Origin of the sequence: Fictibacillus sp. Mic-4 (assembly GCF_049843615.1) — a bacterium.
Classification (GTDB): Bacteria; Bacillota; Bacilli; order Bacillales; family Fictibacillaceae; genus Fictibacillus_A; species Fictibacillus_A gelatini.
Genome location: NZ_JBBHZM010000001.1, coordinates 247,080 through 258,900 on the forward strand (window position 1 = coordinate 247,080; position 11,821 = coordinate 258,900).

The following is an 11,821-nucleotide window of genomic DNA, read 5'->3' on the forward strand; positions in this document are numbered from 1 at the left end:
TATAGTAGTTATAGAAGGGCGGGGATAAAATGATTAAAATATCGGACTTTCAAGTGAAGGATGTTGTTAATGTAGCAAATGGGAAAAAACTTGGCCATATTGCCGACTTAGAAATTAATCTAAATACCGGTAAAATTGAGGCACTGATTATTCCTGGCGCTGGAAAAATGCTCGGATTTTTTTCGCGGGAGAGCGATATCGTTATTCCGTGGAAAAACATTGTTAAAATAGGAACGGACGTGATCTTAGTAAGGCATATGGATACAAAAGATATGAATGAATATATAAAAGAACCGTTTGATCAAGTGAAAAAATAATTGAATTTTCTACGTTTCCTTCAGCAAAATATGTTAAAATATCCGTAATAATAATCTTATTTCGGGTTTTTTAACGAATGGAGTGTCACTATGTCAGAGCCATTCCGAAAAAATGGTCTCGTTTATGAATTGGATCTTTGGAAAACAATTGATCCGAGTATCATTGCGGGTATTACAACAAGACAATCAGGATTTAGCAAAAAGCCTTTCTCATCCTTAAATATGGGATTTCATGTAGAGGACAATAAGCAACATGTCCTTCTTAACCGGGAAAAAGTAAGTCGAATGTTAAACTTCCCTCTTGATCAGTGGATTGGAACGGAGCAGGTGCATAAGTCGAAGATTGCAAAAGTAACAAAAGAGCATGCGGGACTCGGGGCACGCGATCTGGATAGCGCCATTCGTGGAACGGACGGAATTTATACTTCCGAGCATGGAGTATTGCTCACCTCATTATATGCAGATTGTGTCCCTCTATATTTTTTTGCTCCTCGGCTTAAGCTTATTGGTCTGGCACATGCCGGTTGGAGGGGGACGGTCGATTTAATTGGCCCTAAAATGATCAGGACATGGGTTACCAAAGAGCATGTTGAAGCAAAAGAAATTCATGTTGCTATTGGACCATCTATCGGACAATGCTGTTACGAAGTTGATTCTCTGGTCATTCGAAAGGTGGATGAGGCACTTGGCGGAGTTTTGCCAAAGCCATACAAACAAACAGATGAAAATACATACAAGTTAAGCTTGCAAGAAACAAACAGGCTTTTATTAATCCATGAAGGCGTTTTAGCTGAGAACATTGCGGTTACGTCTTATTGTACAAGCTGCAATAATGATGTGTTTTTTTCGCATCGGGCGGAATCCGGGCGGACGGGCCGGATAATGAGTTATGTCGGTTTGTTTTGAAAGGAGAAGTCATACAGATTGAATATTCAAGAAAATTTAACGGAAATCAATTCAAATATCGAGCGAGCATGCCGAAAAAAAAACAGAACGACAGACGACGTTAAAATCATTGCGGTAACGAAGTATGTGAGTGTCGAAACTGCACAGAAGGCGGTATCTGCAGGAATTCGCCATATTGGGGAAAACCGCCCTGAAGGACTGATGGAAAAATATAAGGCGATAGAAGGCGACGTAAAATGGCATTTCATTGGGACTTTGCAATCAAGAAAAGTGAAGGAAGTTCTCCCTTATGTCGATTATATTCATTCACTTGACCGGCTTTCGCTCGCAAAAGAAATTAATAAGCGTGCCGATCGCATCATCCAATGTTTTGTTCAAGTCAATGTTTCAGGAGAAGAATCAAAACATGGACTTCCTACCCACGAGGTGGGGGCATTTATCGATCGTATGAAGGACTATCCAAACATACGGATTGTCGGCTTGATGACGATGGCGCCATTTACGGAAAATGAAGATGTACTAAGGTCTGTTTTTAACCAATTGAAACAGCTTCAAAAAATGATTCAACAAAAGAATTACGAATATGCTCCTTGTACGGAATTGTCAATGGGAATGTCTAACGATTATACGATCGCTGTTGAAGAAGGGGCAACCTTTGTTCGAATTGGGACAAGTTTAGTCGGAAAAGAATTTTAGGAGGTGTAAAGAATGGGCTTAAAAGGGAAATTCAAGCGCTTTTTTGATCTTGACGAAGAAGAATACGAGTATGAAGAAAGCTATGATGAGGGCAATATGGTAGAAGAAGAGGAAGAAGTGCGGCCAGCTGTCCCTTTAAAAAAAGGAAAACAAAATGTCGTCAGCCTGCAAAGCGTTCACCAGCAATCAAAAGTTGTTCTTGTTGAACCACGGCTATATTCCGAGGCTCAAGATATCGCTGACCAATTAAAAAATCGTCGTTCGGTCGTTATCAATTTACAACGAATGCCACATGACCAGGCGAAACGGATTGTCGATTTTTTAAGCGGTACAGTGTATGCCATCGGAGGCGACATTCAAAAGCTTGGGCCTAATACGTTTTTATGTACGCCTGAAAATGTGGATGTTTCTGGTTCCATTTCAGAAATAATTGATGACGAAAAATAACAAGGGTGATGTGTTTTGTTAGTAGCAGAGATCGGGAGTTGGATGATACGGTTAATGGAAATCTATTCCTATATCATGATTGCTTACATACTGTTATCGTGGTTTCCGAACGCCCAGAATAGCTCGATCGGTCAATTTTTAGCGAGGATTGTTGAACCTTTTTTATCTCCTTTCCGGAGAATCATACCTCCGATTGGCGGGATGATCGATATTTCGCCAATTGCAGCCTTTTTGGTGTTAAATCTGGCATCGACCGGAGTAAGAGCATTAGTGGAAATGTATTACACTCATTTTGGATAAGGGGTAGCTTATGAGCATATATCAACATTTCCGTCCGGATGAATATGCGTTCGTCGATCAAGTTCTAGAATGGAAAGAATACGCCATGAATCGGTATGCAATGAAATTAACCGATTTTCTTGATCCAAGACAGCAGCAAATCGTTACACAGATAATCGGCAAAGATGCGGATGTGCGCCTCTCATTTTGGGGAGGCTCTTCTTATTGTGAGCGAAAACGGGCGTTAATTTATCCCTCGTACTATGAACCAGAACAAAGCGATTACGAGGTGGCCGCTATCGAAGTTCATTATCCCGCCAGGTTCGTTACAATCAACCATCGCGACGTCCTTGGAGCTATTTTGAACATCGGAGTAAAACGAGAAAAATTCGGTGATATTTTACTTGAAGATGAAAAGATTCAATTGATTGTCGCCCGTGAAATTTTTGATTATGTCAAAATGAATTTGCAAAAAATCGGAAAGGCAACTGTAAAGCTTTTCGATATTGATGAGAGTGAATTAATACAAAAAGTAGAAACCTTTGAAGAAAATGAGGGGACGGTCTCATCTTTAAGGCTCGATGGAGTCCTTGCGGAAATTTACAATTTATCGCGCTCCAGGGTTGTTCCCTTCATTCAACAGGGTAAAGTAAAAGTCAATTGGAAAATTATTGATGAGCCTTCCTTTCAAGTGGAAGAAGGCGATTATTTATCTTTGCGCGGATTCGGCCGATCGAAATTGATTGCGATTGAAGGGAAAACAAAGAAAGAAAAATGGCGGATTAAATATGGGATATTAAAATAATTTAAGACTAATAGAAGGATTGCCGATAATATTGTCGAAATAACGTATTAACACCAAGCTTTAGTGGAGGTGGCATACTATGCCTTTAACACCGTTGGATATTCATAATAAAGAGTTTACAAGAGGATTTCGTGGATATAATGAAGATGAAGTGAATGATTTTTTAGATCAAGTGATTAAAGATTTTGAAAGTGTCATTCGTGAAAAGAAAGACCTTGAAGAAAAAGTAGAGAAACTTGAAGAACAGCTTGCTTACTTCAAAAATATTGAAGAAACGTTAAATAAATCGATCCTTGTTGCCCAGGAAACCGGGGAGGAAGTAAAACGCAACGCCAACAAAGAAGCAAGGCTTATTATTAAAGAAGCGGAAAAGAACGCCGACCGAATCATTAATGATGCACTTGCGAAATCAAGAAAGATTCAAATGGAGATTGAAGAATTGAAAAAGCAATCGTCCGTTTATCGCGCGCGATTCAGAATGTTGATTGAAGCGCAGCTGGAAATGGTAAAAAACGAGGATTGGGACGCACTTGAGCAAATGGAAGAATCTGATGAATTGAAATTGGAGATTAAATAAATTCTTGACGATTTCCGTTTTTATAGAATATACTTTGTTAAAACATCTTATTAAAATTATATAGTGATGACTATGATGGGGAGAGTATGCATTCAATTGTTTTTTTTAGCGAGCCGGAGATGGTGTGAGCCCGGCAGGACGGAGTGCAGAAGATCACCCCGGAGTTTCTATGCCGAACAGTAGAAAAGGCTTTCGAATTAAGCCAAATCCTTAGTAAGTGTAGACGTTCATTCACGATACGAATTCAAGCGGGTTTTCTTACATAGAAAGCTCATTAGGGTGGTACCGCGGGTAACCTTCTCGTCCCTTGAGTGGCGAGAAGGTTTTTTGTTTTTTATAAATAATTTAATCGTTTTTAGGAGGATTTTATGAATTACAAAGATACGTTATTGATGCCAAAAACAGAGTTTCCAATGCGCGGCAACTTGCCACAGAGGGAACCAGAAATCCAAAGCAAATGGGAAGAAATGGACATTTATAAAAAGGTTCAGGAGCATACGAAGGGACGTCCGATGTTCGTCCTTCATGATGGACCTCCTTATGCGAATGGCGATATTCATATTGGACATGCGGAAAATAAAATTTTAAAAGATATCATTGTTCGTTTTAAATCGATGACGGGATTCAATGCCCCATATGTACCCGGTTGGGATACTCATGGTCTTCCGATTGAAACAGCTCTTACAAAAAGCGGGAAAGTGAAACGAAAAGAGTTGTCTATCGCGGAATTTCGTCGCTTATGCGCCGAATATGCGCTCAGCCAGGTCGATCGTCAGCGCGAGCAGTTTAAACGTCTCGGCGTTCGCGGAGATTGGGAGAATCCTTATATTACATTAACGAAAGACTATGAATCCCGCCAAATTGAAGTGTTTGGGGAAATGGCAAGACGCGGATTGATTTATAAAGGGCAAAAGCCCGTATACTGGTCGCCATCTTCAGAATCGGCGCTTGCTGAAGCGGAAATTGAGTATTATGACAAGAAGTCCCCATCCATTTATGTTGCTTTCCCGGTGAAAGACGGAAAAGGCGTATTAAGTACTGACGTTAACATCGTCATCTGGACAACGACCCCTTGGACGATTCCAGCAAACCTTGGTATTTCAGTTCATCCTGACCTTGACTATGTGATTGTTGAAGTAAATGAACAGAAATATTTAGTTGCCGAAGCTTTGCTTGAGACGCTTCGAGCAGAGCTTGAGTGGGAAGAGGCGAAAGTGATCCAGACTGTAAAAGGTCAGGAACTGGAATATGTCGTAGCAAAACATCCGTTTTATGATCGCGATTCCCTTGTTATGCTCGGGGAACACGTCACGACAGATGCCGGTACAGGGTGTGTCCATACAGCGCCAGGACACGGGGAAGACGACTTCCTTGTCGGAAGGCGGTACAATCTCGATGTGCTTTGCCCTGTCGATGACCGCGGGTATATGACAAAAGAAGCACCGGGATTTGAAGGGCTATTTTATGATGAAGCAAATAAGCCGATCACTGAAAAGCTGAAAGAACAGGGTGCACTGCTTAAACTGAGCTTTATCACCCACTCCTACCCGCATGATTGGCGGACGAAAAAGCCAGTAATTTTCCGGGCGACTGCCCAATGGTTCGCTTCGATTAAAGGCATTCGCGAGCAAATTCTCGCCGCCATTAAAGAAGTAAATTGGCATCCAGGATGGGGTGAAACAAGGCTTTATAATATGATTAAAGACCGCGAAGATTGGTGTATTTCCCGTCAGCGTGCATGGGGAGTCCCGATCCCGGTATTTTACGGCGAAGATGGCGAGCCGATTTTGACGGAAGAAACGATCGGCCATGTTGCGAAACTTTTCCGCGAACATGGTTCAAACATCTGGTTTGAGCGCGAGGCGAAAGACCTTCTGCCGGAAGGCTTTACATCGCCGCACAGCCCAAATGGCAAATTCACAAAAGAAACGGATATTATGGATGTCTGGTTTGATTCAGGATCTTCTCACTGGAGCGTATTGGAAGAGCGTGATGACCTCAAGCGTCCGGCCGATGTTTATTTGGAAGGTTCTGACCAATATCGCGGCTGGTTTAACTCATCCCTATCCACTTCAGTTGCGATTACCGGAAAAGCGCCGTATAAAACGATCATCAGCCATGGCTTTGCATTAGACGGTGAAGGGCGGAAAATGAGCAAATCGATTGGTAATGTGATTGATCCGATTAAAGTAATGAAACAATTAGGAGCCGATATTATCCGCCTCTGGGTATCCTCCGTCGATTATCAGGCAGATGTCCGTGTTTCGGATGATATTTTAAAGCAAGTCGCTGAAGTATACCGGAAGATTCGTAATACCATTCGCTTCTTGCTTGGAAATTTAAATGATTTCAATCCTGAAAAAGATGCAGTGCCTTTTGAACAATTAAGCGATCTTGACAAATATATGGTTGTAAAATTGAATAAACTGGTAGAAAAAGTGCTTAACGGATACAACGATTATCAATTCTTAACGGTTTATAATGCGATCCACAATTTCTGTACGATTGATTTAAGCGCCTTTTACCTTGATATTGCAAAAGATACGTTATACATTAATGCCGAAAATGATCCTAAACGCCGGAGCATCCAGACTGTTCTTTATGAAACGTTAATTTCGCTTACTAAATTAGTTGCCCCGATCCTCGCACATACTGCTGACGAAGTATGGAGCTACATCCCGGGGGTAAAAGAGGAAAGCGTACAGTTAACCGATATGCCGAAGGTAAAAGAGCTTCCAAACACAGAAAAGCTTGAAAAAGAGTGGGATTTATTTATGGAAGCACGTGATGAAGTACTTAAAGCGCTTGAAGAAGCTAGAAATGAAAAAGTGATTGGAAAATCATTGACGGCTTCAATTACGTTATATCCGACTCCGGAACTTAAAACATGGCTAGAAAATGTGGAAGATTTAAAGAAATTGTTTATCGTCTCACAAGTGGAAATTGGCCCTGAGAAAAATAAAGCACCTGAGGCTGCGAAATCATTTAACCATCTTGCCATCGAGGTAAAACCGGCAAGCGGTGAGACTTGTGAGCGCTGCTGGGTGGTTTCGAATACGGTCGGTGAGGATCCGAATCATCCTACACTTTGTGTTTCATGTGCTGATATCGTAACCAAACATTATCAGTAAAAACTAGCCCCCTGCATGTATTTGCAGGGGGTTCATAATTTCCGCATATGTGGTCAAACTAAAACAGACTATTGATGGCGGAAGGAAGATCGTACATGGGTAAATATGACAAGATCAAGCAACAATTGTTGGAAGAAAAAAAGAGGATTGAAGAAAGGCTTAAAGATAACGATGAATTTGGGCATGGATTAAGCTTAAATCAATCAACGAGCGAGCTATCACAATATGATAACCACCCGGCTGATTCAGGCACGGAATTGTATGAAAGAGAAAAAGACTTGAGCCTGCGTGAGCATTTGCGCGAACAATTAGAGGATATAAAAGACGCTATTCAACGGATCGATAATGGGACATACGGAATTTGCGAAGTGACCGGCAAACCTATTCCTATGGAGCGATTAGAAGCGATTCCTACGGCAAGAACGGTGGTAGAAGCTTCACCGAATGATGAAGCCGAATGGTATGATCGCCCCATTGAGGAAAAGGTAATTCATGATATGGAAGAAGAATATTATACGGGCAGTGATGAAGCGGAATACAACGAACAAAATGCGTATGATATTGTTGCTTCTTATAACGATAACAGCATGACGTTTGATGATTCTTCTAATATTGATAGCCAGGACGGAATGGGCTATGTCGAACAGGTCGAGGCGATCGCTTCAACGGATATATACGGTTACAGAGGTGACGACAGCGTGTCATTTCAAAGAAATATCCAATATGATCAATATATGAATGCTGAAGATAGAGAAGATGAATATGAGGAGTAATTCTCATATTCATCTTCTTTACAATTCATTGTGTATCTTTTCGTCCTATGCTAAAATTTTTTAAGTACATAGAAAGGGCACTTTAATGTGTTTTCAAATTTATCAGAGTCGGGGGAAGAAGTATATTGTATTATTATTTGTTAGCGGCGCTTGTGCTCGGGCTTGATCAGCTCTCAAAGTGGTGGATTGTCAAACATTTAGAATACGGTGAAACAATACCCGTTATACGTCATCTTTTTTATATTACATCACAACGAAATCGGGGAGCTGCATTCAGCATTTTACAAAATCAAATGTGGTTTTTTATCATTATTACGATTATCGTTATCATCGCCGTCATGTACTACATGGGAAAAGTGCCAAAAAATCAGCTGCTGTTAAAAATTGCGCTTGGACTCGTTTTAGGCGGAGCCATTGGAAACTTTGTCGACCGAATTTTCCGCGGGGAAGTTGTCGATTTTATAGGTGTAATTATTGTTCATTACTATTTTCCTGTTTTCAATATAGCGGATTCAGCGCTGACGATTGGCGTTATTTTCATTTTTATTCACACGTATTTAGAAAGTAAACGGAAAAAGGAGAGCCTTCATGGATGAAATAGAGATCAGAATAGAAAAAGACCAGACAGGCGAGCGAATAGATAAGCTCATATCATCATTGAACGAGGAATGGTCACGTTCCCAAGTTCAGGCCTGGATTAAAGAAGGCGTTGTTACGGTTAACCAAAAAGAAGTAAAGACGAATTATAAATGTAGCGAGGGGGATGTCATATCAATCACGATCCCGGAGGCGAAACCGCTTGATGTTATTCCGGAAGAGATGGACCTTGATATTGTATATGAAGACCTTGACGTCCTTGTTGTCAATAAACCGCGCGGAATGGTCGTCCATCCCGCTCCCGGCAATTATACAGGAACGCTTGTGAACGGGTTGATGGCCCATTGCAAAGATTTATCAGGAATCAACGGGGTGCTTCGGCCGGGAATCGTTCACCGAATTGATAAAGACACAACAGGGTTATTAATGGTCGCAAAAAATGATATGGCGCACGAATCGCTAGTTAATCAATTAAAAGCGAAAACAACGACAAGAAAATATAAAGCGATTGTCCATGGCGTCATTCCACATGATTATGGAACGATTGATGCGCCGATTGGCAGGGATAAAAGCGATCGGCAAAAAATGACGGTAACCGAAGAAAACAGCAAAGAAGCGGTGACCCATTTTAATGTTTTAGAGCGTTTTTCCGATTATACATTCATTGAGTGCAAACTGGAGACGGGAAGAACACATCAAATACGCGTTCATTTAAAGTATATCGGTTTTCCGCTTGCGGGCGATCCGAAATACGGCCCGAAAAAGACATTGCCAATCGATGGACAGGCGCTTCACGCCGGTCTTCTCGGCTTTGACCATCCTCGGACCGGTGAATATATGGAATTTGAAGTGCCTATTCCCGATGATATGCAGCGGCTCATTGACCAGTTGCGGCAAAAATAAGTTGACAATCAGACGTACTTTTGTAATAATCAATAGTGAAATGAATAGTCCTTTAACTCAAGTCCCGTGAGACTGAGAAGGAAACGGTTTTTAGGTGGAGTAAGTCAACCCATGTCCTCTCGTCGTACGGCGAGGGGACTTTTCTTTTAAGGCTATTCGAGTATAAACCTTCAGGCAGGTGATTACGGTGAAGAAAACAGTTATTTTAGACGATCAGGCGATACGCCGGGCACTGACCCGGATTGCTCATGAAATTATTGAACGTAATAAAGGTATTGATCACGTTGTTCTTGCCGGGATTAAAACGAGAGGAGAATTTCTGGCCCGCCGACTTGCTGAGCGGATTGAAACCATTGAAGGCAAACCCGTATCCGTTGGGGTTATTGATATTTCGCTCTATCGGGATGATTTGAAAGTGAAAACACAAAATCAAGAACCGGAATTAAAAGGAACGGATTTCCCCATTGACTTAACGGACAAAAAAGTCATCTTAGTCGATGATGTCCTTTATACAGGACGTACAGTAAGAGCCGCGATGGATGCGATCATGGATCTAGGAAGACCGTCCCTTGTGCAACTTGCCGTTTTAGTAGACAGAGGACACCGGGAACTGCCAATCCGGGCCGATTATGTCGGAAAAAACGTTCCAACATCGCAAACGGAAGTCATTGCCTGTTCGCTTTCGGAAGTAGACGGAAAAGATGAAGTTTCGATAAATGAATAGTAAATGAGTGTTCAAAAAGGATGACAAACAGAGCCAAGAAGTTCAAGGAAGCGTAGTCTCCGAGCACCGGAGCGTATCTTAATACGTGAGGAGCGAAGGAGCAAGCTGACGCAGAAATTCGCAGGCAATGTTTCCCGGACTTTTTGAACTACCGCTAAACCCTTTTAAATATAGTCCAGAGAGGCTATCAAAGGGCGAATATGAGCATGCGGGTGACGCACATACTACCCGTATACATCTTAACGCCTCTTTTGCCTCCTGCAAAAGAGGCTTTTTCTTTAATATTAGCGAGGTGGAAAATGATGAAAAATGAAAATATGATCCTTGATGTACATGAAGTGCCGAAGTGGAACCGTTGGATCATCTTAAGCATCCAACATTTGTTTGCTATGTTCGGGTCTACTGTACTTGTCCCTTATTTAACCCATATGAATCCGGGGGTTGCCCTTGTTTCAAGCGGTTTATCTACTCTCGCTTATCAGATCATTACAAGAGGGAAAATTCCGGCTTATCTTGGTTCGTCCTTTGCTTTTATCACGCCGATTCTTTTGGCGAAGACTCTTGGCGGCCAGGAGATGGCGATGGTCGGCTGTTTCCTTGCCGGGCTAGTCTATGGAATTGTGGCCCTTATTATAAAATCGTTCGGGTTAAACTGGTTAATGAAAATCATGCCCCCGGTCGTTGTGGGTCCGGTCATTATGGTTATCGGTTTAGGACTTGCGGCTAATGCGGTCTCAATGGCGATGAACGACCCTGCAACAAAAGCCTATAGTCTGGCACACTTTTCGGTCGCATTAGTGACGCTTGGTGTAACGATTATATGCATGATTTATTTAAGAGGGATTTTCAGCTTAATTCCAATTTTAATCGGAATCATTGCTGGTTTCTCATATGCGTATTTCATCGGACTTGTCGATTTTTCGGCCGTACAAAATGCATCATGGATTGCCGTACCTGATTTCTTCATTCCATTTGTCAATTACACGCCGCATTTTACCTGGACGATTGCGCTAATGATGATGCCGATTGCGATTGTGCCAATCGCGGAACATATCGGACATCAGATGGTACTTTCGAAAATTGTCAACCGGAACTTCCTTGTAGAGCCGGGCTTGCATCGTTCATTGCTTGGTGACGGGATCGGGATTATTATAGGATCGATCATCGGAGGCCCTCCGGTAACGACATATGGAGAAAACATCGGGGTGCTTGCCATTACAAGAATTTACTCTGTCTTTGTCATAAGCGGTGCCGCTGTATTTGCAATCATGTTTGGCTTTATCGGAAAATTAACGGCATTAATTAGCTCGATCCCACAAAACGTTATGGGCGGCGTATCCATTCTTCTTTTCGGGATTATCGCCTCTGCCGGTGTACGGATGCTGATTGATAATAAAGTAGATTTTGGAAACAAGCGAAATCTTGTCATTGCTTCTGTCATTCTCGTAACGGGAATCGGGGGAGCGGCGTTTAAGATTGGCGCATTTGAACTGAGAGGAATGGCGCTCGCCGCCATCATCGGAGTTTTACTAAATCTTGTTCTGCCGGGACGGGAAAAAGATGAAGCCGGGCAAAACATGTTTGGACCAAAAGATGGAAATGATGAAACAGCTGCATAAACAGCCTTTTAACTAAGTACGAGAGACTTAGAAGGGTGAATAAAAAA

At 41.9% G+C, this 11,821-nt stretch carries 13 protein-coding genes and 1 other annotated feature; all 13 genes read left to right on the top strand.

The genetic code is table 11. The features are described 5' to 3' along the window. Positions 1 to 29 precede the first annotated feature (29 nt). Positions 30 to 317 (top strand): YlmC/YmxH family sporulation protein, encoded by a 288-nt coding sequence (locus WD019_RS01270; protein WP_026675952.1) that lies wholly within the window; start codon positions 30 to 32, stop codon positions 315 to 317. Between the two features lie 90 nt (positions 318 to 407). After that, positions 408 to 1,223: a peptidoglycan editing factor PgeF gene (gene pgeF, locus WD019_RS01275; RefSeq protein WP_425710416.1), complete on the top strand. Its 816-nt coding sequence runs from the start codon at positions 408 to 410 to the stop codon at positions 1,221 to 1,223. 18 nt (positions 1,224 to 1,241) lie between these two features. Further along, a complete protein-coding gene (locus tag WD019_RS01280) occupies positions 1,242 to 1,919 on the top strand; it encodes a YggS family pyridoxal phosphate-dependent enzyme (RefSeq protein WP_425710417.1) in 678 nt (225 codons plus the stop codon). Between the two features lie 12 nt (positions 1,920 to 1,931). Further along, complete coding sequence (locus WD019_RS01285; protein WP_026675949.1) at positions 1,932 to 2,366, top strand: cell division protein SepF; 435 nt, start codon at positions 1,932 to 1,934, stop codon at positions 2,364 to 2,366. Positions 2,367 to 2,408: 42 nt separating this feature from the next. After that, complete coding sequence (locus WD019_RS01290) at positions 2,409 to 2,666, top strand: YggT family protein (RefSeq protein WP_035349854.1); 258 nt, start codon at positions 2,409 to 2,411, stop codon at positions 2,664 to 2,666. Between the two features lie 10 nt (positions 2,667 to 2,676). Then, positions 2,677 to 3,450, top strand: a complete 774-nt coding sequence (locus tag WD019_RS01295; RefSeq protein ID WP_425710418.1) for an RNA-binding protein — start codon at positions 2,677 to 2,679, stop codon at positions 3,448 to 3,450. A gap of 79 nt (positions 3,451 to 3,529) precedes the next feature. Then, positions 3,530 to 4,027: a DivIVA domain-containing protein gene (locus WD019_RS01300; RefSeq protein WP_026675946.1), complete on the top strand. Its 498-nt coding sequence runs from the start codon at positions 3,530 to 3,532 to the stop codon at positions 4,025 to 4,027. Positions 4,028 to 4,090: 63 nt separating this feature from the next. Next, positions 4,091 to 4,338, top strand: a binding site (T-box leader). A 57-nt stretch (positions 4,339 to 4,395) separates the two neighbouring features. After that, entirely contained in the window at positions 4,396 to 7,158 is a 2,763-nt protein-coding gene (gene ileS / locus WD019_RS01305; protein ID WP_425710419.1) for an isoleucine--tRNA ligase, read from the top strand. A 95-nt stretch (positions 7,159 to 7,253) separates the two neighbouring features. Further along, a complete protein-coding gene (locus tag WD019_RS01310) occupies positions 7,254 to 7,931 on the top strand; it encodes a TraR/DksA C4-type zinc finger protein (RefSeq protein WP_026675944.1) in 678 nt (225 codons plus the stop codon). A 125-nt stretch (positions 7,932 to 8,056) separates the two neighbouring features. Then, positions 8,057 to 8,527: a signal peptidase II gene (gene lspA, locus WD019_RS01315; RefSeq protein ID WP_026675943.1), complete on the top strand. Its 471-nt coding sequence runs from the start codon at positions 8,057 to 8,059 to the stop codon at positions 8,525 to 8,527. Then, a complete protein-coding gene (locus WD019_RS01320; RefSeq protein ID WP_026675942.1) occupies positions 8,520 to 9,431 on the top strand; it encodes an RluA family pseudouridine synthase in 912 nt (303 codons plus the stop codon). Before lspA ends, WD019_RS01320 begins: the two co-directional genes overlap by 8 nt. A gap of 187 nt (positions 9,432 to 9,618) precedes the next feature. Continuing rightward, positions 9,619 to 10,155, top strand: coding sequence for a bifunctional pyr operon transcriptional regulator/uracil phosphoribosyltransferase PyrR (gene pyrR / locus WD019_RS01325; RefSeq protein ID WP_026675941.1), 537 nt, complete (start codon positions 9,619 to 9,621; stop codon positions 10,153 to 10,155). Between the two features lie 302 nt (positions 10,156 to 10,457). Continuing rightward, positions 10,458 to 11,774 (top strand): solute carrier family 23 protein, encoded by a 1,317-nt coding sequence (locus WD019_RS01330; RefSeq protein ID WP_026675939.1) that lies wholly within the window; start codon positions 10,458 to 10,460, stop codon positions 11,772 to 11,774. The last annotated feature ends 47 nt before the right edge of the window (positions 11,775 to 11,821 follow it).